Origin of the sequence: Streptomyces marianii (assembly GCF_005795905.1) — a bacterium.
Lineage (GTDB): Bacteria > Actinomycetota > Actinomycetes > Streptomycetales > Streptomycetaceae > Streptomyces > Streptomyces marianii.
Genome location: NZ_VAWE01000001.1, coordinates 7228954 through 7252500 on the forward strand (window position 1 = coordinate 7228954; position 23547 = coordinate 7252500).

At 73.3% G+C, this 23547-nt stretch carries 16 protein-coding genes (1 of these 16 only partly in view); 9 read left to right on the forward strand and 7 right to left on the reverse strand.

The features are described from left to right. The first annotated feature begins 48 nt into the window (after positions 1-48). A complete protein-coding gene (locus FEF34_RS32800; protein ID WP_234042633.1) occupies positions 49-4977 on the forward strand; it encodes a hypothetical protein in 4929 nt (1642 codons plus the stop codon). A gap of 104 nt (positions 4978-5081) precedes the next feature. On the opposite strand, the gene FEF34_RS32805 is transcribed toward FEF34_RS32800, so the two are convergent. After that, positions 5082-5495: a hypothetical protein gene (locus tag FEF34_RS32805; RefSeq protein WP_138056400.1), complete on the reverse strand. Its 414-nt coding sequence runs from the start codon at positions 5493-5495 to the stop codon at positions 5082-5084. Positions 5496-5990: 495 nt separating this feature from the next. Here FEF34_RS32805 and FEF34_RS32810 point away from each other — a divergent pair, with 495 nt between their 5' ends. Genes FEF34_RS32810 through FEF34_RS32825 form a run of 4 tightly spaced genes read left to right on the forward strand, consistent with a single transcriptional unit; the run spans position 5991 to position 10300 of the window. Next, positions 5991-8867: a sensor histidine kinase gene (locus tag FEF34_RS32810; RefSeq protein WP_138056401.1), complete on the forward strand. Its 2877-nt coding sequence runs from the start codon at positions 5991-5993 to the stop codon at positions 8865-8867. Beyond that, complete coding sequence (locus FEF34_RS32815) at positions 8864-9298, forward strand: roadblock/LC7 domain-containing protein (RefSeq protein ID WP_138056402.1); 435 nt, start codon at positions 8864-8866, stop codon at positions 9296-9298. Before FEF34_RS32810 ends, FEF34_RS32815 begins: the two co-directional genes overlap by 4 nt. Positions 9299-9309: 11 nt before the next feature. Continuing rightward, positions 9310-9714 (forward strand): DUF742 domain-containing protein, encoded by a 405-nt coding sequence (locus tag FEF34_RS32820; RefSeq protein WP_138056403.1) that lies wholly within the window; start codon positions 9310-9312, stop codon positions 9712-9714. Then, a complete protein-coding gene (locus FEF34_RS32825; RefSeq protein WP_138056404.1) occupies positions 9695-10300 on the forward strand; it encodes a GTP-binding protein in 606 nt (201 codons plus the stop codon). Before FEF34_RS32820 ends, FEF34_RS32825 begins: the two co-directional genes overlap by 20 nt. Before the next feature lie 101 nt (positions 10301-10401). Here FEF34_RS32825 and glpK read toward each other — a convergent pair whose 3' ends face one another. The 4 genes from glpK to FEF34_RS32845 form a co-directional block, all read right to left on the reverse strand. Further along, positions 10402-11922: a glycerol kinase GlpK gene (gene glpK / locus FEF34_RS32830; protein ID WP_138056405.1), complete on the reverse strand. Its 1521-nt coding sequence runs from the start codon at positions 11920-11922 to the stop codon at positions 10402-10404. An 89-nt stretch (positions 11923-12011) separates the two neighbouring features. Next, the gene (locus FEF34_RS32835; protein WP_138056406.1) at positions 12012-12773 is read right to left on the reverse strand and encodes an MIP/aquaporin family protein; all 762 of its coding nucleotides are present in this window, start codon (positions 12771-12773) and stop codon (positions 12012-12014) included. A 262-nt stretch (positions 12774-13035) separates the two neighbouring features. Beyond that, on the reverse strand, positions 13036-14223 hold the full coding sequence (locus FEF34_RS32840; RefSeq protein WP_199800707.1) for a lipid-transfer protein: 1188 nt from the start codon (positions 14221-14223) through the stop codon (positions 13036-13038). Next, positions 14220-14651, reverse strand: a complete 432-nt coding sequence (locus FEF34_RS32845; protein ID WP_138057870.1) for a Zn-ribbon domain-containing OB-fold protein — start codon at positions 14649-14651, stop codon at positions 14220-14222. The genes FEF34_RS32840 and FEF34_RS32845 overlap by 4 nt, the downstream gene beginning before the upstream one ends. A 270-nt stretch (positions 14652-14921) precedes the next feature. Here FEF34_RS32845 and FEF34_RS32850 point away from each other — a divergent pair, with 270 nt between their 5' ends. Both FEF34_RS32850 and FEF34_RS32855 read left to right on the forward strand, forming a co-directional pair. Then, positions 14922-15749 (forward strand): M15 family metallopeptidase, encoded by an 828-nt coding sequence (locus tag FEF34_RS32850; RefSeq protein ID WP_138056407.1) that lies wholly within the window; start codon positions 14922-14924, stop codon positions 15747-15749. Between the two features lie 35 nt (positions 15750-15784). Further along, positions 15785-16360, forward strand: a complete 576-nt coding sequence (locus tag FEF34_RS32855) for an NUDIX domain-containing protein (protein ID WP_138056408.1) — start codon at positions 15785-15787, stop codon at positions 16358-16360. Here FEF34_RS32855 and FEF34_RS32860 read toward each other — a convergent pair. After that, the gene (locus FEF34_RS32860; protein WP_138056409.1) at positions 16351-18732 is read right to left on the reverse strand and encodes a glycoside hydrolase family 31 protein; all 2382 of its coding nucleotides are present in this window, start codon (positions 18730-18732) and stop codon (positions 16351-16353) included. The two genes, FEF34_RS32855 and FEF34_RS32860, sit on opposite strands and share 10 nt — an antisense overlap. Before the next feature lie 289 nt (positions 18733-19021). On the opposite strand from FEF34_RS32860, the gene FEF34_RS32865 reads away from it, so the two are divergent. Both FEF34_RS32865 and FEF34_RS32870 read left to right on the forward strand, forming a co-directional pair. After that, positions 19022-21010, forward strand: coding sequence for an acetoacetate--CoA ligase (locus FEF34_RS32865; protein WP_138056410.1), 1989 nt, complete (start codon positions 19022-19024; stop codon positions 21008-21010). A gap of 100 nt (positions 21011-21110) precedes the next feature. Then, the gene (locus tag FEF34_RS32870; protein WP_138056411.1) at positions 21111-22127 is read left to right on the forward strand and encodes a hypothetical protein; all 1017 of its coding nucleotides are present in this window, start codon (positions 21111-21113) and stop codon (positions 22125-22127) included. Positions 22128-22227: 100 nt separating this feature from the next. Here FEF34_RS32870 and ptsP read toward each other — a convergent pair whose 3' ends face one another. Next, positions 22228-23547, reverse strand: partial view of a phosphoenolpyruvate--protein phosphotransferase gene (gene ptsP / locus FEF34_RS32875; RefSeq protein ID WP_138056412.1) — the 3' portion only. 351 nt of this gene lie beyond the right edge of the window; the window shows 1320 of its 1671 coding nt (coding positions 352-1671); the start codon falls outside the window, past its right edge; the stop codon is at positions 22228-22230.

The following is a 23547-nucleotide window of genomic DNA, read 5'->3' on the forward strand; positions in this document are numbered from 1 at the left end:
TTCGCCCCACCGCCTCAACCCCCCTGAGAACGACGAGAGTCCGCCGCCATGTACGAGCTGTCCCGGGTACGCCTCTACTCCATCGGGCCCGCCGGTGCGCGCTATGCCGACACCGTGCTGGACCTGCGCGGAGTCGGCGCGCCCGTGCCCGACCCGGCCCCGACGCAGGCCGAGTTCTTCGAGGAGGAGCCGGTCGGGCCGCCCCGCCGCCCCGCCCCCGCGGGCGTGCTCTTCCTGGAGAACGGCGGCGGCAAGTCCGTCCTCCTCAAGCTGATCTTCTCGGTGATGCTGCCCGGTCACCGCAACACCCTCGGCGGGGCCAGCTCCGGTGTGCTGCGCAAGTTCCTGCTCGCCGACGACTGCGGCCACGTCGCCCTGGAGTGGCAGCACACTCTGACCGGCGAACTGGTCGTCGTCGGCAAGGCCAGCGAATGGCGCGGCCGCCAGGTCTCCAACGACCCCCGCAAGTTCGCCGAGGCCTGGTACTCCTTCCGGCCCGGGCCAGGTCTCAGCCTGGACTCGCTGCCCGTCGCCGAGTCCACCGCCGTCCGCCCGCCCGTCGAGGGCGCCTCGGGCGCGCGGGGCCGGCGTCGCACCATGAAGGGCTTCCGCGACGCCATCACCGAGGCGGGCAAGGCGTATCCGCACCTGGAGGTGTACTGGGAGGAGATCCACGACCGCTGGAACGAGCACCTCGGAGACCTGGGCCTCGATCCCGAACTCTTCCGCTACCAGCGGGAGATGAACGCGGACGAGGGAGAGGCCGCCGGGCTGTTCGCGGTCAAGAAGGACTCCGACTTCACGGACCTGCTGCTGCGCGCGGTCACCGACACCCGTGACACGGACGGGCTCGCCGACCTCGTCAGCGGCTTCGGCAGCAAACTGGGCCGCCGCGCCGAGCTCATCGCCGAACGTGACTTCACAGCAGGCTCCGTCGACCTCCTCGGGCGCATCGTGGAGGCCGCCGACACCCGGGCCAGGGCCCGCGACATCCACCTCGGGGCCGAACGCCGCACCCGTACCCTCGCGCACCGGCTCTCCGCCAGGGCCGGCGAGGAGCGCGCCCGTACCGCCGAACTCGCCCAGCAGGTCACCGCCGCCGCACACACCGTCACCGAAGCGGAGCGCTCCCGCAGCCACAGCTCCCTCATCGCGGCCGAACTGGCCTACCGGCACGCGTCGCTGGCCCTCACCGCGGCGGAGAAGGCCGCCGCCGCCCAGCGCCGCGAGCTGACCGACGCACGCACGCTCCACGCCGCCTGGCAGGCCGCCGAGGCGGTGCTCCGCCACCGGGCCGCCACGGACCGCTCCGCACGGGTGGCCGCCGCCATCCGCGAGGCCGAGCGGGACGCCGCCCCCGCGCTCGCGGCCCGCGCGAAGGCCGCCGCCGATCTCGTGCGCGCCCTCCACTCCGCCGCCGAGGACGGCGAGCGCCTGGCCAACGAGGAGGAGGAGCGCTCCGCCGGTCTCCAGGAAGCCGGCGAGGCCGCCCACCGCGACGCCACCGCCGCCGCCACCGACGCCCAGCGGGCCCGCAGCGAGGCGGGCCATCTCCGCCAGCGCCTCGCCGAGGTCGAACAGGAGACCGCGGAGGCCGTCCGCGCCGGCTGGCTCGACGACACGGCCCCGGACGCCGACCCGGCGCGGGCCGCCCTCGCGGCCAGCGACGCGGAGAAGACCGCGGTCGCCGCCTGGGACGCGGCCCGCGACGCCGCCCGCACGGCCGCGGAACGCGCCCGTGAGACGGCGGCCGCCGAGACCCGGGCCGAACTGACCGCGGCCCGCGCCGCGGACGCCGCCGAGGCAGCCGCCCACGCCTACGAGGCCGAGCGGCTCGCCGCCGCTTCCCTCGCCGGGTCCGAGCGCCTCGGCGAACTGCTCGGTCTGCCGGCGACCGCCGGGCCGGCGGAGGTCCCCGGGCCCCGGCGCGAGCCGTCCACCGAGCCGTCTGCTCCCGCCGCGACGGACACGCGGACGGCGATCCCGGCACAGACGACCGGCCCCGAGGACGGCCGCCCCGCGAACGCTCCGGCGGGGACCGCGGCAGCGGACGGCCCCGAGGCCGTCCGGCGCGAGCACGGCACCGAAGGCCCCCTCACCACCGAGGAGTTCGACCGCTACGCCGACGAACTGCGAGAGCTCCTCGACCAGGGCGTCGCGGCCGCCGAGCGCCAGCTGTTCGACCTGAGGACCGCGGCCGCGGACGACTCCCGCATCCTCGGGGCGCTCGGCGACGGCGGGCTGCTGCCCCCCGGGCCCGACGTCCTCGCGACCGTCGAGTTCCTCGGTGAGCACGGCATCCCCGCACTGCCCGGCTGGCGCTACCTCGCCCAGGCCGTCGCCCCGGCCGACCACGCCGCCGTGCTCGCGGCGCGGCCCGAGCTGGTCGACGGTGTCGTCATCACCGACCCCGTGTCGTACGCCCGCGCCCGCGAGGTGCTGAACGGCGCGGCACTGCTGCCGCGTTCCGCCGTCGCCGTCGGAACCGCGGCAGCCCTGCTCGCCCCCGTACCGGGGCCGGCCGCCGGAACGGACACCGACGTGTTCCTCGTGCCGCCGAACCCCGCCATGCACGACGAGCACGCCGCGGACGAGGAGCGGCAGGCACTCCGGGCACGCGCCGCGGAGCGGGACGAGGAGATCAGGAACCTTGCGGCCCGGCTGGCGGGCGACCGAGCTCTCGCCGCCCGTATCGGCTCCTGGCGTGCCGACTGCCCGCCCGGCATGCTCGCCGAGCTCGCCGGGGCCGCGCGCACCGCCCGGGAGGCGGCCGAGGCCGCCGAGGAGGCGCTCGCCGAGGCCCGCACGGCCCGGGCGGAAGCCGAGGAGGCCGCCGCCGACACCGCCCGGGTGCGCGACGAACGGCAGGACACCGCCCAGCGGGCCCGCCGCGCCGCGGACGCGCTCGCCGGACTCGCCTTCCGCCTCCGCGAGCGCGCCGGCTGGCAGGCGAAGCTGCGTGAACTCGCCGACGAGGCCGCCGAGTCCGACGCCCGCGCCGCCTCCTGCCTCGATCGGGCGAGAGCCGCCGACCAGGACCGCCGGGCAGCCCAGCGTGCGGCGGACGACGCCCGGCGCACCGCACGCGCCCTCCGCGCCGAGCGCGCGGAGATCGCGGGCGCGCCCGAGCAGTTGCCCGACCCGGACGAGACCGACGACACCCCCCGCCCTTCGCTGCCCGCCCTGCGGGAGGCGTACCGCGCCGCGTCCCAGTTGTACGAGAAGGTCGGCGTCGGGGCCGACCTCCGTGCCGAACAGGCCCATGCCGAGAGTGACGAGAGCGCCGCGCTCGCCGAACTCGACCGGCTCACCAACAAGGTCCGCACGCGCGCCGCCCAGCTGCTGGAGGGCACCGACGGGGCCGACGGCCCCTCCCGCCAGGCCGCCGCGGCCCGCGCCGAGTCCCATGTGCAGACCCTGGAGACCCGCGCCTCCGAGGCCAGCGAGAAACTCGGTCGGCTGCGCGGTGAGGCCGAGCGCCTCGCGCCCGTGGACGGTGACGCACACACCGGGCTTCCCGAGGAGATGGAACCCTCGGACGCCCAGCACGCCCAGGCACTGCTGCGGACGGCCACCGGTGAGCTGGCCGCCCGTACCGAGGCGCTGGACACCGCCCGGGCGAGGCACGCCGAGCTGCTGCGCGCGCACCGCGCGGCCGAGGACGCGGCGAGCGGCTTCGACGAGACGGCGGCCCTCCTGCGCGATCTGCTCAGGGACCACACCGACGAGGAGCAGGAGCAGCCCGAGCCCTACGCGGGCAGCCTCGAGGAGGCCAGGCACTCGGCGGCCGAGGCCCGCCGCTCCCTGCGCGGCTGCGCGGCCGATCTGTCCTCCGCCGAGTCGGCGGTGCGCGAGGCGAGCGACGTGCTCGTGCGTCACGCCAACTCCACCCGCTACGAGGCGGTGCGTACTCCGGCCCGTCTGCAGATCCGTGAGCTGCCCGCGTCCTCCCTGCCGGAGCACGCGGCGCGCTGGGCCGAGGCGTTCGCACCCCGGCTGCGCGTACTCACTGACGAGCTGGCGCAGTTGGAGCGCAACCGCGACTCCATCGTGGACCGGCTCCGCGGGCTGGTGGAATCGGCGCTCACCACGCTCCGGTCGGCCCAGCGGCTCTCGCGGCTGCCCGAGGGCCTGGGGGAGTGGTCGGGCCAGGAGTTCCTGCGCATCCGCTTCGAGGAGCCCGACCAGGCGACCCTCACCGAGCGGCTCGGCGAGGTCGTCGACGAGGCCACCCGCGCGGCGGTGAGGAAGAACTCCGATCTGCGCCGCGACGGCATGTCCCTGCTGCTCCGCGGCGTCCAGGCGGCTCTCGAACCGAAGGGCGTCGCCGTCGAGATCCTCAAGCCGGACGCGGTGCTGCGCGCCGAGCGGGTACCGGTCGGTCAGATGGGCGATGTCTTCTCCGGCGGCCAGTTGCTCACCGCGGCGATCGCTCTGTACTGCACCATGGCCGCGCTCCGCAGCAACGACCGGGGGCGGGACAAGCACCGGCACGCGGGCACGCTGTTCCTGGACAATCCGATCGGGCGCGCCAACGCCACCTACCTGCTGGAGTTGCAGCGTGCCGTGTCGCACGCCCTCGGCGTCCAGCTGCTTTACACCACGGGCCTGTTCGACACCACCGCCCTCGCGGAGTTCCCCCTGGTCGTCAGGCTGCGCAACGACGCGGACCTACGGGCGGGCCTGAAGTACATCAGCGTCGAGGAGCATCTGCGCCCGGGCCTGCCACAGCAGCGTGCCGAGGGCGAGACCGTGCACGGGGAGATCACCGCGACCCGGATGTTCAAGAGGGCCGCGGACGAGCCGTCGCCCGCGCCGGTCGAGAGCCCGAGTGGGCTCCACCACGAGACGGGGACCGCGCTTCCGACGGAGGCCGTGCCGCAGTCGCCGACGCCGGCAGTCGCTCCTGAAGGCGCCGGTACCGACCCCCGGCCGGGGTCCGGCTCACCCGAAACCCCCGTCCGTCGCGAGGAGTAAGCGGACGCCCGTCCACGATGAGCCGCACCGGTCAGGGGCCGGGCCTCCGGCGCTCCCCCGCCCGGGCGACCCCGGGCCGGGGAAACCCCGGACCTCGCAAGTCCTCAGGCCTGGGACAGCCTGCCCGCACCCCTTCGCCGTATCCGCGCGGATTCACGCGCCTCCGCGCGGGCGACCCTTCGTGCCTCCCGGCGCTCGCGCCGCAGTTGCCGCGCCGTGCTGCTCGGAACCGACACCACGCCGTTGCGCTGGTTCCACACCTGGCGCGTCACCCACACGTCCAGCACCGCCCAGGTCGCACCGACCGTGCTCGCCACACTGCTCAGGACCATGGGAAAGGCCAGCCACGAACCCGTCACCGAGAAGAAGAAGGCCATCAACGCCTGGGTCATCGTGACCGCCGTAACGATCACGGCCCGCACGGCCGCCGTGCGCACCGGGTCGGGCATCCGCGGTCGCCCCACCGGCTCCTCGACCCAGAGCCGCCGCGGTGGTCCCGTCTCGTCCGCCGTCGCCATGGTCTGCGCTCACTCCCCACGAATGTCCGATGCAGGGTCTCGGGTACCCGCTTCCGGTCCGTGCACGCGCCGGCGCGGCCCGTCGGTCGACCCGTAGGCCGATTCCCCCGCAACTCCCGTTTCCCGTACACAAAGACGCACGGAAGCCACGGAAGATTCCCGCTGGAGCGAAGATATCCGGCCATACGTCCATGAAGGGTTTGTGACGTCCGGCCAGGTGTCATCGGCCACGTTCCGAGTGGCAAGTCCGCGAATACCAGGACAACCCATGATCAACGACTTGACGCCCGGCTGAAAAACGTCCCGCCGGGCCTTCGAGTTGTCACTCCGTCAGTAGTAGGCTCGCGCCGTTTGTTGACGCAGGAAGAACAACTCCTGGCACGACGACGTGCAGCTCCTGGCACAACTCGGCACCACTCACCACAGACAACGGCACCACACGCCAAGCGGACATCATTACCCGCGCCTTCCGCGCGGGTCGAGCTGGGGGAGGCCATGCGCTTTCGCGGGAAGTCCATCCGCCGGAAGATCGTGGCGTTGCTGCTTGTGCCGCTCGTCTCCCTGACCGCGCTGTGGGGGTTCGCGACCGCACTGACCGGCCGTGAGGCAAAACAGCTGCTGGACGCCGGGTACATCTTCGAGAAGGTCGGCCTTCCCCTCGAGGACACGGTCCGCGTCATCCAGAAGGAACGCCGCCAGACCCTCGTCTACCTCGCCGACCCCCGCGCCGCCGACTCCCTGATCGCCCTGCGCGGACAGCGGGCGCAGACCGACGATGCCGTGGCCGAAATCCGCGCCAGCGCACAGGACTCCGGGGTCAGGAACTCCCTCAGCCCGGACGCCTCCCGGCGCCTCGACCGGCTCGTCGACGCACTCGACGGCCTCGGCTCCCTGCGGCGGAACGTCGAGCAGAGCGCCATCACCCGTGCCCAGGCGATGGAGTTCTACAACCGCCTCGTCGACCCCTGCTACGGCTTCCTCGGGTCCCTCAACGGCCTGGAGAGCGTCGAACTGGAGAAGCAGGGCCGCGCCCTCGTCGGCATCATGCGCGCACGCGAACTGCTCTCCCGCGAAGACGCGCTCGTGACCTCGTCGCTGGTCGCGGGCAAGATCACGGCTGCGGAGATCCGCGCCGTCACCGATCTCGCCGCCAACCGCAAGCTGCTGTACGAGATCAACCTCGAGGTGCTGCCGGCCTCCGAGCGCGAGATCGTGGAGCGGTACTGGAGAAGCCCCGACACCCAGCCGCTGCGTGAGACCGAGGAGAAGCTGCTCGCCGCCGGCCCCACCGGCAAGCCGCGCGTGGTGGACGCCGAGCGGTGGCAGCGGATCGCCGGGCCCGTCCTCGACGACCTGGCCCGCCAGTCGAGCGAGGCCGGCGACCGCTACCAGGATCGCGTCGAGCCCGCCGCGTACGGCGTGCTCGTCAAGGCGGGCATCGCCGGCGTCCTCGGCTTCCTCGCCCTCCTGGTGTCCCTCGTGATCTCCGTGCGCGTCGGCCGCGACCTCGCTCGTGCGCTGTCCCGGCTGCGCAAGGAGGCCCACGAGGTATCCGGCGTCCGCCTCCCCAGCGTGATGCGCCGCCTCGCCGCGGGCGAGAACGTCGACGTGGAGACCGAGGCGCCCCACCTCGAGTACGACAAGGACGAGATCGGCCAGGTCGGCCAGGCGCTCAACACCCTCCAGCGGGCTGCCGTCGAGGCCGCCGTCAAGCAAGCCGACGTGCGCCGCGGCGTCTCCGAGGTCTTCGTGAACCTGGCCCGCCGAAACCAGGTACTCCTCCACCGCCAGCTCACCCTCCTCGACACGATGGAGCGCCGCACCGAGGACGCGGAGGAACTGGCCGACCTGTTCCGGCTGGACCATCTCACCACCCGAATGCGCCGGCACGCCGAGGGCCTGGTGATCCTCTCCGGCGCAGCCTCCTCCCGGCAGTGGCGCAAGCCGATCCAGCTCATGGACGTCGTCCGGGCAGCTGTCGCCGAGGTGGAGGACTACGAGCGGATCGAGGTCCGGCGGCTGGCCCGCGTCGGCGTGGCAGGGCCCGCGGTCTCCGACCTGACCCACCTCATCGCGGAACTGCTGGAGAACGCCACGGTGTTCTCGCCCCCGCACACCGGTGTGCAGGTGCACGGGGAGCGCGTCGCCAACGGTTTCACCCTGGAGATCCATGACCGGGGCCTCGGGATGGCCCCCGAGGCACTGCTCGACGCGAACCTCCGTTTGGCGGAGACGCCCGAGTTCGAGCTCTCCGACACCGACAGGCTCGGCCTGTTCGTCGTCAGCCGGCTCGCCCAGCGGCAGAACGTGCGCGTCTCCCTGCAGCAGTCGCCGTACGGAGGGACCACCGCGGTCGTCTTCGTCCCGGCGGCGCTGCTCACCGACGCCCCCGACACCGAGGGCACCGGTTTCCGCCTCGACCGCAAGCACTCCCCGGGCGGGCGCGACGGCTCCGCCCGCCGCGCCGAGGCCGGCCGTCTCGCGGCCCTGGCCCAGGTTCCCGCGGGGCTCACGGGCCCCGCCGTCCTCGACGGCCCGGTCGAACTCGAGGCGCCCGTCGGCAGTCTGGGCTTCGAGGACCGGCAGGCCCCGGGCCCCCGGACGGACCGCATCGACACGGCCGAGCCGATCAACGCCGTGCCCGACCACGCGGCGGACATCGAGGACACCGAGAGCGAGCGCGGCGGACTGTTCCGGGCCCGGGACTTCCTGCGCACCCCTGACGAGCAGCACCAGCAGGCCTCCGACCAGGCGCCGGAGCGTCCGGGGAACGGCCCGCGCCCGGTGTCCCGGGGCCCCGTTCCGCTGCCTCGCCGCAAGCCTCCGACCCTGGTCGCCGACAACGGTCGCCGGGTCGCCGAGCGGGGCCGCCCGCACCCGCTGCCCGGACTCGGCGGGGACGGACCGGAGGTCCCCGGCGCGCGCCGGGGCTCCGACTCCGCGAGCCCGGCGCCGGGCCGTCCGCCCTCCGCTCCGGTGCCGCTGCCGCTGCGGAGCAGGCCGCTTCGCGGTACCGGCGGCCCCGAGCGGTCCGCCGGCCCCGCGCAGGTGGACGGCCCGGGGAGCGGCTCCGGCGCCGGTACGGGCGCCGCCCGCCCGGCGCGCGGCTCCTCGGGACCGACGGCCGGCGGGCTGCCCCGCCGGGTCCGTCAGGCCAGCCTCGCGCCGCAGTTGCGCGAGACCTCCGGCGCCCGCGCCGCGCCCGGCTCGGCGGAGGACGCCCAGGACTTCGAACGCGACGCGGAACAAGTACGCGACCGCATGGCCTCGCTGCAACGCGGCTGGCAGCGCGGACGTCGCCAGAACGCCGAGGACGCCACCGGCTCCGGCGAGACAGCACCAGGAACGACATCGGAGGGGGACGGTCGATGACCGCACCGAACGCCGCAGCAACCGACACGACCAAGAACGGCGAGCTCAACTGGCTACTCGACGAACTCGTCGAGCGCGTCGGTTCCATCCGCAGGGCCCTCGTGCTCTCCGGAGACGGTCTCGCCACCGGCGCCTCCAAGGACCTCACCCGGGAGGACGGAGAGCATCTCGCGGCCGTCGCCTCCGGGTTCCACAGTCTCGCCAAGGGCGTGGGCCGCCACTTCGACGCCGGCCGGGTGCGCCAGACCGTGGTCGAGCTCGAGGACGCCTTCCTCTTCGTCACCGCCGCCGGGGACGGCAGCTGTCTCGCCGTCCTGTCCGACGCCGACTCGGACGTCGGCCTCGTCGCCTACGAGATGACGCTGATGGTCAAGCGCGTCGGAGCCCACCTCGCGACGGCACCCCGGACCGGGCTCTCCGCCGGAGGATGAGTGGACCGGCCATGACTGACGGCAGACAGCAGGTCCGGCAAGCCCCCCGGTGGTACGACGACGACGCGGGTCCGGTGGTCCGTCCGTACGCGATGACCCGAGGCCGGACCACGAGTACCACGGAGCACCGGCTCGACCTGATCGCGCTCGTCGTGCCCGAACCGGCCGCCCAGGACCCCGGCCGGGACCAGACGCTCTCCCCGGAGCACGTGGAGATCGTCGAACGCTGCTGCACAACCCCGCAGTCGATCGCCGAGCTCGCCGCGGGCCTGGACCTCCCCGTCGGGGTGATCCGGGTCCTCGTGGGCGATCTCGTCGACGACGCCCTGGTCCACGTGACCCGTCCCGTTCCGCCGGCCGAGTTGCCGGACGTCAGCATTCTCCGCGAGGTGATCAATGGTCTTCGGGCGCTCTAGCCGACGGGAGACGCCGGTGGAGCCGGTGACACTGAAGATTCTTGTGGCCGGCGGCTTCGGGGTCGGCAAGACCACCCTCGTGGGGGCGGTCAGCGAGATCAAGCCGCTTCGTACCGAGGAGACCCTGAGCGAGGCCGGCCGGCCCGTGGACGACCTCGACGGCGTGGAGTCCAAGAGCACGACGACCGTGGCGATGGACTTCGGCCGGATCACGCTGCGGGAGGACCTCGTCCTCTACCTCTTCGGCACCCCCGGTCAGGACCGGTTCTGGTTCCTCTGGGACGAGCTGGCGCAGGGCGCGCTCGGCGCGGTCGTGCTCGCCGACACCCGCCGCCTGGAGGACTCCTTCGCGGCGATCGACTACTTCGAGCGGCGCGGCATCCCGTTCACCGTGGGGGTCAACCGCTTCGAGGGCGCCGACGAGTACCCGGAGGAGACCGTGCGGGCCGCTCTCGACCTCGGCCCCGAGGTACCGCTGATGACGTGCGACGCCCGCGAGCGGGAGTCGGTGAAGTCGGTGCTGGTGGCGGTCGTGGAGCACGCCCTGGTGCGGTCCACCAGGGAGCGTGAGCCCGCGGCGACCTGACGCCCGCTCCGCCCGGGGCGGCGGCAACGCCACGGCGTGGCAACGGCACGGCCCGTACCCCCACCGACAGGGGTACGAGCCGTGGTCCACGGGGTGGGCGGCTACGCGCCGTCCTCCTTCTGCCAGCCGAAGCTCCGTTCCACGGCCCGGCGCCAGTTGTCGTACTCGCGCTCCCGCACGTCCGCCGGCATCCGCGGCGACCACTCGGCGTCGCGCCGCCAGTGCGCCTTCAGCTCGTCCAGCCCGCCCCAGACCCCGGTGGCCAGGCCCGCCGCGTACGCGGCCCCCAGGCACGTCGTCTCGGACACCTTCGGCCGGATCACCGGCACGCCCAGCACATCGGCCTGGTGCTGCATCAGCAGCCCGTTCGCGGTCATGCCGCCGTCCACCTTCAGCGTCGTGATCGTTACCCCCGAGTCCTGGTACATCGCGTCGACCACCTCGCGCGTCTGCCAGCTCGTCGCCTCCAGCACGGCCCGGGCGAGATGCGCCTTGGTCACGTACCGGGTGAGTCCGGTCATCACCCCTCGGGCGTCGGAGCGCCAGTAGGGCGCGTACAGCCCGGAGAAAGCCGGCACGATGTACGCCCCTCCGTTGTCCTCGACGCTCGCGGCCAGGGTCTCGATCTCGTCCGCGGTCCGGATGATCCCCAGCTGGTCGCGGAACCACTGCACCAGGGCGCCCGTGATCGCGATGGAGCCCTCGAGGCAGTAGACGGGGTCGGCGTCACCGATCTTGTAGCCGAGCGTCGTGATGAGCCCGTTCTTGGAGGGCACCGGCCGGCCGCCCGTGTTGAGCAGCAGGAAGCTGCCGGTCCCGTAGGTGTTCTTCGCCGTTCCCGTGTCGTAGCAGGCCTGGCCGAATACGGCGGCCTGCTGGTCCCCGAGCGCGGAGGCGACCGGCACACCGTCCAACTGGCCGACGGCGGTCCCGTAGACCTCCGCCGAGGAACGGATCTCGGGCAGCACCGCCTCCGGGATGTTCATCGCGGAGAGGACCGAGGCGTCCCACCGGAGGCTCTCCAGGTTCATCAGCATGGTGCGGGAGGCGTTGGTGACGTCCGTGACGTGGACGCCGCCGTCCGTCCCGCCGGTCAGGTTCCAGATCAGCCAGGAGTCGATGGTGCCGAAGGCGATCTCGCCCCGCTCCGCCCGTCCGCGCAGCCCCGGCACATGGTCCAGCAGCCAGGCCGCCTTCGGGCCCGAGAAGTAGCTCGCCAGCGGCAGGCCGGTGGTGTCGCGGAAGCGGTCCTGTCCGTCCGCGCCGCCGAGTTCGGCGCAGAGCGCCGAGGTGCGGGTGTCCTGCCAGACGATGGCGTTGTGCACGGGCCTGCCCGTCGACCGGTCCCAGAGCACCGTGGTCTCGCGCTGGTTGGTGATGCCGAGGGCGCTGAGCTGCCCCGCGCGCAGTCCCGCTCCGGCGAGCGCTCCGGCGACCACGGCCTGCACTTTCGACCAGATCTCGGTGGCGTCGTGCTCGACCCAGCCGGGCTTGGGGAAGATCTGACGGTGCTCCCGCTGGTCGACGGCGACGATCGCGCCGTGCTGGTCGAAGATGATGCAGCGGCTGGACGTGGTGCCCTGGTCGATGGCGGCGACGTATTTCGCGGAGGTGTCCGTCATGACGTCCTCTTGTCGGATGGCGCTGCCCTGAGGCTGCGGTGGGAAGAGTGCTGTCCGGTCGGCGCTCCCGGAGCACGCCGTGCGGCGGATCAGAAGACGATGTTGAAGATCACGCCCGAGAGGAGTCCGCCGATGAGCGGCCCGGCCACGGGCACCCAGGCGTAACCCCAGTCGGACGTTCCCTTGTTGGGGATCGGCAGCACCGAGTGCGCCAGCCGGGGGCCCAGGTCGCGGGCGGGGTTGATGGCGTATCCGGTCGGGCCGCCGAGTGACAGCCCGATGCCGACGACGAGCAGCGAGACCAGCAGGACGGAGATCCCGGACCCGTAGATCCCCGCGGCCTCGCCCGGGACCTGGCCGATCCCGATACCGGCGTTCCGCCCGAAGGCCAGGATCGGCAGCACCAGCCCGACCGTGGCGACGGTCTCGGTGACGAGGTTGGCGGCGGGACTGCGGATCTCCGGCGCGGTCGAGAAGATCCCCAGCGTGGGCTGGGCGTTCGCGGGGTCGGCGTTCGCCCGGAACTGGGCGTAGTAGGCGAGCCAGGCCAGTACTGCTCCGAGGAGCGCCCCGATCAGCTGGGACAGGATGTACAGCGGCACCTTGCCCCATTCGCCGGTGTCGACGGCGATGCCCACGGTCACGGCAGGGTTGAGGTGGCCGCCGGACAGCGGAGCCGCCGTGTACGCGCCCGCCAGTACGCCGAAGCCCCAGCCGAAGGCGATGACGATCCAGCCGGACGCCTTGGCCTTGGAGTGGTTGAGGGTCACCGCGGCGCAGACCCCCGCGCCGAACAGGATCAGTATCGCGGTGCCGATGACCTCGCCGAGGAAGATGTCTGCGTTGCTCATGGCGGCTCCAGGGCTGGGTGCGGTTCCCATGGCTACGGAGCGCGGAGGCAGGGCGGAGTGCGGGGCCGTGCCGTGCCGTGCGCGGTCTCCGTGACGAGCGTGGTGAGCGTGCCGGAACGCGGTGCTGCCGTGGGCAGCGGCGCCGACGAAGAGGCAGTTTTCCCCCGGGTTACCGCCCCGTCAAGGTCGCCTGCACCACAGGGGCTTCCGGGAGCGACTCCGGTCCCCGCACGCGAACGGGCCGTCGGGTGGCCGGGGTTGCTCAGCGGACGGCGACGACCGCCGAGCCGTGGCCGAACAACCCCTGGTTGGTGGTGATCCCGGCACGCGCCCCGGCCACCTGGCGTTCGCCCGCGGTTCCGCGGAGCTGCCAGGTCAGTTCGCACACCTGGGCGATGGCCTGCGCGGGGACGGCTTCCCCGAAGGAGGCCAGGCCACCGCTCGCGTTGACCGGTATCCGGCCGCCCAGGGCGGTCGCGCCCTCGCGCAGCAGCGCGGCCCCGTCACCGGTCCCGCACAGCCCGAGGTCCTCGTACCACTCCAACTCCAGCGCGGTGGACAGGTCGTACACCTCGGCCAGGGACAGGTCCTCCGGTCCGAGTGCGGCTTCCTCGTAGGCGGCACGGGCGATCGACTCCCGGAAGCCCGGCGCCGGCGGCTCGACGGCGGCCGCCGAGTCCGTCGCGATGTCCGGGAGGTCGAGCACGGTCCTGGGGTAGGTGGGAGTCACCGTCGAGACCGCGCGGATGCGGACCGGGTCCCCGGCACCGTGCCGGCGGGCGTACTCCATGCTGGACAGCACCAGCGCGGCGCCACCGTCGGACGTGGCGCAGATGTCGAGGAGCCGCAGGGGATCCGCGACGACGGCGGAGGACGCCACCTGCCCCGCGCTCACGGCCGTCCGGTAGCGGGCGTACGGGTTGAGCGCCCCGGCCGCCGCGTTCTTGACCTTGACCCGGGCGAAGTCGTCCAGGGTGTCGCCGTGGAGGGCCATGCGGCGGCGCGCGTACAGGGCGAAGTACGCCGGGTTCGTGGCCCCCAGCAGCCGGAAGCGCAGCCAGTCGGGGTCGTCGGGCCGGTCGCCGCCGGCGGGGGCGAAGAACCCCTTGGGCGCGGAGTCGGCGCCGACGACCAGCACCACCTCGGCCATGCCCGCCAGAATCTGGGCCCGCGCGGAGTCGATGGCCTGGGCCCCCGACGCGCAGGCCGCGTACACGCTCGTGACGCGTGCGCCCTGCCAGCCCAGGGCCCGGGCGAAGGTCGCGCCCGCGACATGACCGGGGTAGCCGCCGCGAACCGTGTCGGCGCCGACGACCGACCGGACGTCCTGCCAGTCGATCCCGGCGTCGGCGAGCGCGGCCCGGGCGGCGGCCGTGCCGTACTCGACGAAACTGCGGCCCCACTTGCCCCACCGGTGCATGCCCGCGCCGAGCACCGCGACATCGTTCACCGGGCCTCCTCCACCGGGCGCCAGTACCAGGTCGTCCACTCCGTGTCCGCGTCCTCGGAGAGGATCCCGGCCACCACCTCGACCTCCGCGCCGACGCTCAGATCCGCGACCGCCACCCCCGTCACCGCCTGGCCGAGCACCACCATCCGTTCGGCCTCGAGCTCCACGGCGACGAGGGTGTACGGCTCCCATTCGGCCTCCGGATCGGAGACGTACGGCGCCGGCGGACGGTAACGGCCGGCCGTGTACGACCACACGCGTCCCCGCTTCGACAGCGGCACCTCCGTCAGTTCGCCGCCCGCGCACGCGGGGTTGCGGCAGAACGAGTCCTCCCGGGGGAAGAAGACGGCGGAGCAGGCACCGCAGCGGGTGCCCAGCAGCCGGAACTCCCGGTCGTCGCCGCCCTCGGTGAACCAACCCGCCACCACCGGTCTGCGCACACGCGTCAAGGTCCCTCCCCGGATGTCCGCGCGGTCCCGTCAGAAACTGACGGTTCGTCAGAACAAGGTCATTGTGCCACGCCGGACACGCGGACACGACCCCGCGCGCAACCCGCGGCCGGAGACGGGCGGGAGGTCCGTGAACCGATCCGCCGAACACCAGAACCGCGCGGGCCCGTTCGGCGTCCGGTACCGGTGAACGGGTGGCCGGAACCCACGGGGGTGGTCCCGGCCACCCGATCCTGATAGACGGTGCGCATGATGCGCACGAGAGGACCCGCCGCAGCCCGCCGAGCCCTGACCGCCCTCGCCGTCACCGGCGCCGCCCTGACCGCCCCGGCCGTCGCCGCTCCGCCCGCCGCTCGGGCCGCCTCCGGTCCGAAGGCCCCCGGGGAGTTCGTCGCCCTGCGCTCCGCTGACCCGACGATCCTCCACGACATTCGCTACACCACGGCGCACAACTTCGTGGGCGAACCGATCGACGGCTACCGCCGGCCGGTCTGCATCCTCACCCGCCCCACCGCCCAGGCGCTCCGCAAGGCCCAGCGCACCCTTCTGCGCAAGGGCTACTCGCTCAAGGTCTACGACTGCTACCGGCCACAGCGGGCCGTCGACCACTTCGTGCGCTGGGCCGAGGACCTCTCGGACGAGCGCATGAAGAAGGAGTTCTATCCGCACGTCGACAAGTCGAGACTCTTCGCGGACGGCTACATCGCCGAGAAGTCGGGCCACAGCCGCGGCAGTACCGTCGACCTCACCATCGTCCCCCTCCCGGCGAGGAAGACCCGCCCGTACGTCCCCGGGGAACCCCTCGTCCCCTGCCATGCCCCGCGGTCGGAGCGGTTTCCGGACGACTCCGTCGACATGGGCACCGGGTTCGACTGCTTCGACACGCTCTCGCACACCGACGACCCGCGCATCCAGGGCGCCCAGCGCACCAACCGGCGGCTACTGAAGGAAACCCTCGCCCGCTTCGGCTTCGTCAACCTGCCCGAGGAGTGGTGGCACTTCACCCACAAACCCGAACTGTTCCCCGACACCTACTTCGACTTCCCGGTCTCGAGGCGATCCCTGACCCGATCGTGAGGACCGCGGGGCCCGGCGTCGCGTACAGTCCGCGTGTGACCGAGCCCCGCGAACCCGCGCCCGAACCCGGCACCGCCGGAAGGGCCCCCGCGCCCGCCCACCCGACGCCCGTGCGGGACTCGCACTGCTCCAGCTGCGGCGCCCCCCGCAGCGGCCCCGCGGGCTGGCCCAAGACCTGCGCCGAATGCGGTGACATCGCCTACCGCAACCCCCTGCCCGTGGCCGTCGCCCTCCTCCCCGTCACCGGCCCGCACCCCACCGGACTCGTCGTCATCACCCGCACCATCGAGCCCCAGCGCGGCCGGATCGCCCTCCCCGGCGGGTTCATCGACCACACCGAGGACTGGAGGCACGCCGTCGTCCGGGAGCTGAAGGAGGAGACCGGCATCGACGCCGCGCACGAGGACGTCCGGCTCGCCGACGTCCTCAGCTCGCCCGGTGGACACCTCCTGGTCTTCGGCCTCCTCCCGCAGCGCCCGGCGGACGAACTCCCCGCATCGGCCCCGACCGCCGAGACGGAAGGCTGGCACGTCCTGCACGAGCCCGCCGAACTCGCCTTCCCGCTGCACACCACGGCGGTCCGGAACTGGTTCGCCGGCCGCTACGGCTGAGAACCGCGGGGCGACCGCGCCCCCACCCCGCCGCGCACCCGCAGCGGACGCCCCGGCCGCACGGCACCGGCGTCGGACACCCGTTCCACGACCACCGCGCCGTCCACCAGCCGTGACGTGTAACGCTCCACCGCCGGCCGCACCCCCGGGGCGGCGCGGTCCTCGACGACCAGACCGCTGCCGGTGCGGCCCGCGGCCGGCGCCCACACCTCCAGCTCCGTCCCGCCGTCCCCGCCGCGTACCGGAACCACCGCACCGGCCCGGGCCAGCACCGGGATCCGCGACAACGGTGCGTCCAGCAGGACCTGGCCCGGGCCCTCGTACGCCTCGCCGGACACCGTGTCGTACCAGCGCCCCCGCGGCAGCCGCACCGCACGCCGGTCCGCCCCCGGCTCCAGTACCGGCGCCACCAGCAGCGCGTCGCCCAGCAGGAACGCGTCCTCGCAGTCCCGCAGCGCCCGGTCGGTCGGCGTACCCCACCACAGCGGCCGCACGTACGGCGCCCCGGTCAGCCGAGCCAGCTGCGCCAGGGTCACGAAGTACGGGCGCAGGCGCTCCCGTTCGAGCAGCGCCGCCCTGGCGTGCCCCAGGACCTGCGGGCCGAACTCCCACGGTTCCCTGCGCCCCGCCCCGATCGCCGCGTGCGTACGGAACAGCGGCAGGAACGACCCCAGCTGGAACCAGCGCAGGAACAGCTCGGGCGACGGGCTCCCGTCGAAGCCGCCCACGTCCGGACCCGAATAGGGCACCCCGCACAGGCCGAGCCCCAGCACCAGCGACAGCGACGCCCTCAGTCCCGGCCAGCCGGTCGCCACATCACCGGACCACGTCCCGCCGTACCGCTGCATGCCCACCCAGCCCGAGCGCGAGAACAGGAACGGCAGCTCCTGCGGACGCAGCCTCCGCAGTGCCTCGTGGCCCGCCCGCGCCATCGCCAGGCCGTACACGTTGTGGGCCTCACGGTGGTCCCCGCCCCGGCCCTCCAGGCAGTGCCGGGCCGAGCGCGGCAGGGTCATGTCGCCGAAGGGCGTGAACGACACCGGCTCGTTCATGTCGTGCCACACCCCGGAGAAGCCCTGTGCCAGCCGCTCCTCGTAGAGTCCGCCCCACCACGCGCGGACCTCCGGATCGGTGAAGTCCGGGTACACGCACTCGCCGGGCCACACCTCCCCGCGCACCTCACGGCCCCGCCCGTCCCGGACGAACGCGCCGGCCGCCGCGCCCGCGTCGTACACCTCGTTGCCGGGCTCCGCCTTCACCGCCGGGTCGACGATCGACACAAGGCGCACCCCATCGGCCCGGAGGTCCTTCGCCAGCCGCGGGAGATCGGGGAAACGCTCCGCGTCCACGGTGAAGACCCGGTGGCCGTCGTAGTGGTCGATGTCCAGGTGCAGCGCCGACAGCGGCAGTCCCCGATCCCGGTAGCCCGCCACCACCCGGCGCACCTCGCGCTCGCCGCCGAGGCCCCAGCGCGCGTGCTGCGGACCCAACGCCCATGACGGTGGCGGCACGGGCGCGCCCGTGAGCCCGGTCCACCTCCGCAGCACCCGGGCGGGTGTCCCCACGACGACCCAGCAGCGCAGCGGCCCGCCGCCCATCCGCACCTCGCTCGTGCCCGGACGGTCGTGCCCCGACCCCGCGCCCTCCTCACCCTCACGCAGGGTGACCAGCCCCTCCCAGGAGTTGTCGAGGAACGCCAGATGCGTGCCCGCGTCCGCGACCACCAGCTGCACGGGCATCGTGATGTACAGCGGGTCGTCGTCAGGCCCGAAGCTCCCGCGCGGATCGGTGTTCCACAGCCGGTACGTGCCGTCCCTCAGCCGTGGCCCCGACGCACGGCCGCCGAGGCCGAAGAACCGCGCGTCCGCGGACACTTCACTGCGCTGGAGCCAGCGGGCCGGCCCGCCGCCGGACGGCTCCCACCAGCGCGGCGGCAGCTCCCTGCGCAGAACCACCCCGCCCGGTGTCCGGATCTCGATCCCGCCGTGCCGGGACACGGCCACCGTGACCCGCTGCGAGACGATCCGCCAGCCGCCGTCCTTGTCCGGCTCGAGCTCGGCCCGGGGATCGGGCCGCGGAGGCGTTCCGTCCAGCGCGTACGACGGTTCGGGCTCCGCACCGTCCCACCCCCAGAAGACGACACCCGAGGCCGCCACCCGCACCCGCAGCTCCGAACGCGCGAACCGGACGATCCCGCCACCCGGCGACGGCTCCGCCCCGGACACCGGTCCCGGCACCCGCGCCCGCTCCGCCCCCCGCGGCGGCAGCCCCCAAGCGTCCGTACGCCTCCGGCGCCACGCCGAACGCGCCGCGCGCAGCCCGCGCACCGTGCCGAAGACCCTCACCACACGCACCAGATCACGACCGTCCATGCCGCTCACCCTGCCATCCGCGCAGGCCGGGGCGGGATTCGTTCAACTGCCGTTCACCCGCGGTGCCGGCCCCCGCCCACGGTCGCCCGGAACCCATCACCCATGGTCGGAGCACACAATCAGCCACCCGGCCATGGGCGGGGAACCCTGGTGCGGAAGACGATCACATGGCATCGTCCCTGTCAGCCGCGCGAAGGCACACCCACGCCCCGCCGGCCACACACGTAGACCACGTGCCGACCGAGTGCCCACCACGCACAGAGCCGCACAGCCGCCCGGGAGCCGCCCCATGACCTCAGCAGCGAACCCTGCCCCCCTCTGGCAGCCGGACGCCGACCGCGTCGCGGCGGCCCGGATCACCCGCTTCCAGGCATGGGCCGCCGAGCACCACGGCGCACCCGCCGAGGGCGGCTACCCGGCCCTGCACCGCTGGTCGGTCGACCGGCTCGACACCTTCTGGCAGGCGGTCGCCGACTGGTTCGACGTACGGTTCTCCACCCCTTACGAGCGCGTCCTCGCCGACCGCGGCATGCCCGGCGCCCAGTGGTTCCCCGGCGCCACCCTCAACTACGCCGAACACGCCCTGCGCACCGCCGAGGACCCAGCCCTCGCCCATGAGCCGGCCCTCATCCATGTCGACGAAACACATGACCCGACCCCCATCAGCTGGGCCGAACTGCGCCGCCAAGTCGGATCGCTCGCCGCCGGACTCCGCGCTCTCGGCGTCCGCCCCGGCGACCGGGTCAGCGGCTACCTGCCCAACATCCCGCAGGCCGTGACCGCCCTCCTCGCCACCGCCGCCGTCGGAGCCACCTGGACCTCCTGCGCCCCCGACTTCGGCGCCCGCAGCGTCCTCGACCGCTTCCAGCAGGTCGAGCCGGTGGTCCTCTTCACCGTGGACGGGTACCGCTACGGCGGCAAGGAACACGACCGCGCCGACACCGTCGCCGAACTCCGCCGGGAACTGCCCACCCTGCGGGCCGTCGTCCACATCCCCCTGCTCGGCACCCCCGCCCCCGAAGGCGCCCTCGAATGGTCCGCCCTGACCGCGGACGACACCGAGCCCGTCTTCGAGCATGTCCCCTTCGACCACCCGCTGTGGGTCCTCTACTCCTCCGGCACCACCGGGCTGCCCAAGGCGATCGTCCAGTCCCAGGGCGGCATCCTGCTGGAGCACTACAAGCAAATCGGACTGCACTGCGACCTCGGTCCCGGAGACCGCTTCTTCTGGTACACCTCCACCGGCTGGATGATGTGGAATTTCCTCGTCTCCGGCCTGCTCACCGGCACCACCGTCGTGCTGTACGACGGCAGCCCCGGCCACCCGGACACCGGCGCCCAGTGGGCGATCGCCGAACGCACCGGGACGACCCTCTTCGGCACCTCCGCCGCCTACGTCATGGCCTGCCGCAAGGCCGGCGTGCACCCCTCGCGCGACCACGACCTCTCAACGGTCCGGTGCGTCGCCACCACCGGATCCCCGCTGCCGCCCGACGGCTTCCGCTGGCTCCACGACGAGGTCCGCGAGGACCTGTGGATCGCGTCCGTCAGCGGTGGCACGGACGTCTGCAGCTGCTTCGCGGGCGCCGTGCCGACCCTGCCCGTCCACATCGGCGAGCTCCAGGCCGCCTGCCTCGGCACCGACCTGCAGTCCTGGGACCCGCACGGCAAGCCCGTCGTCGGCGAGGTCGGCGAGCTCGTCGTCACCAACCCCATGCCGTCCATGCCGATCCGCTTCTGGAACGACCCCGACGGCAGCCGCTACCGCGAGAGCTACTTCGAGATGTTCCCGGGCGTCTGGCGGCACGGGGACTGGATCACGATCACCGACCACGGCTCCGTCGTCATCCACGGCAGGTCCGACTCCACCCTGAACCGCCAGGGCGTCCGCATGGGCTCCGCCGACATCTACGAAGCGGTGGAACGGCTCCCCGAGATCAAGGAGTCCCTCGTCATCGGCCTCGAGGAGCCTGACGGCGGCTACTGGATGCCGCTCTTCGTCCACCTCGCCCCCGGCGCCGCCCTCGACGACGACCTGCGCTCCCGGATCAAGCGGACCATCCGCGAACAGCTCTCCCCGCGCCACGTCCCGGACGACATCATCGAGGTCCCCGGCGTCCCGCACACCCTCACCGGCAAGCGCATCGAGGTCCCGGTCAAGCGCCTGCTGCAGGGAACCGCCCTGACGAAGGCGGTGAACCCCGGCTCGGTGGACGACCTCGAGCTGCTGCGCTTCTACGAGGACCTGGCGCGCGAGCGCGGCACCGAGCGCGGCTGAACCGGGAGCCCTCCCCGAGGCCACGATCCCCCGTTGTCAGTGCCCGCGATTACGGTGAGTGAGCACCGAGCAACAGCGCTCACGCGACCAGGGGGATCCCATGCAGCACCGCAAGCACAACGCAACGGCCCGGACCACGGCCCACGGCACGGAGGGCGCACACCGCGGGTACGACGGCCCGGACCGCACCAACGCCGGCACCCGCTCCGGGCAGCGCGGGCGGACCGGCGCGCGCGCCCGTGCCGGCGACTCCCGTCGAGCCCGCCACCGGGCGCTGCGCCGCGACGTACCCGCGACGGTCGGACTCCTCGTCGACGACCAGGACTTCGCGGCCATGCGCCGGTACCCCACATTCGCCTTCGACGACCATCCGGACTATCTCCGCCATGCGGAGGGCCTGCTCAAAACACTCTCCGCCCAGGGCGGGCACACCGCCGTCGCCCTCTTCGACCCTGAGGAGTTCGCCGACTACTGCAGGGACACCGGGCTCGACCCCGACTCCTCGGCGAGCCGCAGCCGCTACACCGCGGAGGTCGCCTCCACCGGTGCGACGGTCGCGTACACCGGACAGCCGCTCGATGAACTCGTACCGCTGCTCCTCGACCGCACGGCCCGGCAGACCACATGGGAGTACGCCACCTCACTGCTCGCCGCCCTCGGCACCTGCGCGGACTGCGGGGAGGACGCCGGCCGATCGGCCTTCGACCGGGCCTCACGGCTGCTGATCGACCTGCTCGACGGCGCCGGCCCCGGTACGCACCACCTCGTCTGCAGCGTCCCGGCCGAAAAGGGGCAGCAACTCCTGGCGGTCCTCCACACCACACGCCCCGCCGACGCGCCGGCCGTGCTGGACTCCTCCGAAGCCGCCGAGTTCGCGACGGTCCTGGCGGTCGGGATCGCCCTCGACAGTCCCGGCGGAGTCGTTCTCAGGACATCCACGGCCGAGGCCCCAGACCGGCTTCACGGCTGGCGCCTCCACGGTGGCCGGCTCGTCGCGCTCACCGAGGCCGAGGTCTTCAGCGCCTACTGCACGGACGCCGACACCGGAGAGCCGCTCTCCCCGGAACCGGGCGTCGAGTACCGCGCGGGCTTCCCCCTCGGCGACGGACAACCGTAGAGGACGGAGGCACGGGGGAACCCTGCACGCGTGCAAGACCCCCACACACGGAAGTGGGGCTCCCCGCCGCACGGCGGGAAGCCCCCTCACGCTCAGGCCGTCACTCCCCGGACAGCACCGCCTGCGCGGCACGCCGCGCCTCGTCGGCGGAGTCCGCGGCCCGTGCCGCCGCGGCGGCACGCTCGCACTGGGCCAGCGTGTACTTCGCCAGCGTCCCCCGCACGTACGGGATCGACGCCGCACCCATCGAGAGAGAGGTGACCCCCAGACCCGTCAGCACACACGCGAGCAGTGGATCCGACGCCGCCTCACCGCACACGCCACAGCTCTTGCCCTCGGCCCTCGCCGCCTCGGCGGACAGCGCCACCAGGTCGAGCAGCGCGGGCTGCCATGGGTCCTGCAGCCGGGACACCGCACCCACCTGACGGTCGGCGGCGAAGGTGTACTGGGCCAGGTCGTTCGTGCCCAGCGACAGGAACTCGACCTCCTGAAGGACCGACCGCGCCCGCAGAGCCGCCGACGGGATCTCGACCATCACGCCGCACTTCGCGTCGAGCCCGGCCTCACGGCACGCGTCCGCGAACGCCTTGGCGTCCGAGCGGTCGGCCACCATGGGCGCCATGACCTCGAGGTACACGGGCAGTCCCTCGGCGGCCTTCGACAGTGCGGTCAGCTGTGTCCGCAGCACCTCCGGGTGATCGAGCAGCGACCGCAACCCCCGGACGCCCAGTGCCGGGTTCGGCTCGTCGGCCGGAGTCAGGAAGTCCAGCGGCTTGTCCGCACCGGCGTCCAGAACCCGCACGACCACCCGCCCCTCGGGAAACGCCTCCAGCACCTGCCGGTACGCCTCGACCTGCTTGGCCTCCGACGGCGCCTGGCTGCTGTCGTCGAGGAACAGGAACTCTGTGCGGAACAGACCCACACCCTCCGCACCTGCCGCCAGCGCGGCCGGAACGTCGCCGGGACCGCCGACGTTCGCCAGCAGCGGTACCTTGTGGCCGTCCGACGTCGCACCCGGACCGGTGGAAGCCGCCAACGCGGCCTTCCGCTCGGCTGCGGCCTCGGCCAGGAGCGCACGCCGCTCTTCGCCCGGTGCCACGAACACCTCGCCGGTGCTGCCGTCCACCGCGACCACCGTGCCCTCGGCGAGTTCGCAGGCACCCGCGAGCGCCACCACGGCCGGCACCCCGAGCGCCCGGGCCAGGATCGCGCTGTGGCTCGTCGGGCCACCCTCCTCGGTGACGAACCCGAGCACCAGGGCAGGGTCGAGCAGCGCCGTGTCGGCGGGCGCGAGATCCCGGGCGATCAGGACATACGGCTCGTCGCTGTCCGGTACGCCCGGCATCGGTACGCCGAGCAGCCGCGCCACGATGCGGTTGCGTACGTCGTCGAGGTCGGCCACCCGCCCGGCCAGGTACTC

Excerpts from the sequence above, each read along its gene's own strand:
- FEF34_RS32820 (WP_138056403.1), top strand. The coding sequence starts at position 9,310 with ATGACTGACGGCAGACAGCAGGTCCGGCAAGCCCCCCGGTGGTACGAC.
- FEF34_RS32825 (WP_138056404.1), top strand. The coding sequence starts at position 9,695 with ATGGTCTTCGGGCGCTCTAGCCGACGGGAGACGCCGGTGGAGCCGGTG.
- FEF34_RS32850 (WP_138056407.1), top strand. The coding sequence starts at position 14,922 with ATGATGCGCACGAGAGGACCCGCCGCAGCCCGCCGAGCCCTGACCGCC.
- FEF34_RS32810 (WP_138056401.1), top strand. The coding sequence starts at position 5,991 with ATGCGCTTTCGCGGGAAGTCCATCCGCCGGAAGATCGTGGCGTTGCTG.
- FEF34_RS32870 (WP_138056411.1), top strand. The coding sequence starts at position 21,111 with ATGCAGCACCGCAAGCACAACGCAACGGCCCGGACCACGGCCCACGGC.
- FEF34_RS32865 (WP_138056410.1), top strand. The coding sequence starts at position 19,022 with ATGACCTCAGCAGCGAACCCTGCCCCCCTCTGGCAGCCGGACGCCGAC.
- FEF34_RS32835 (WP_138056406.1), bottom strand. The coding sequence starts at position 12,773 with ATGAGCAACGCAGACATCTTCCTCGGCGAGGTCATCGGCACCGCGATA.
- FEF34_RS32805 (WP_138056400.1), bottom strand. The coding sequence starts at position 5,495 with ATGGCGACGGCGGACGAGACGGGACCACCGCGGCGGCTCTGGGTCGAG.
- glpK (WP_138056405.1), bottom strand. The coding sequence starts at position 11,922 with ATGACGGACACCTCCGCGAAATACGTCGCCGCCATCGACCAGGGCACC.
- FEF34_RS32815 (WP_138056402.1), top strand. The coding sequence starts at position 8,864 with ATGACCGCACCGAACGCCGCAGCAACCGACACGACCAAGAACGGCGAG.
- FEF34_RS32800 (WP_234042633.1), top strand. The coding sequence starts at position 49 with ATGTACGAGCTGTCCCGGGTACGCCTCTACTCCATCGGGCCCGCCGGT.
- FEF34_RS32860 (WP_138056409.1), bottom strand. The coding sequence starts at position 18,732 with ATGGACGGTCGTGATCTGGTGCGTGTGGTGAGGGTCTTCGGCACGGTG.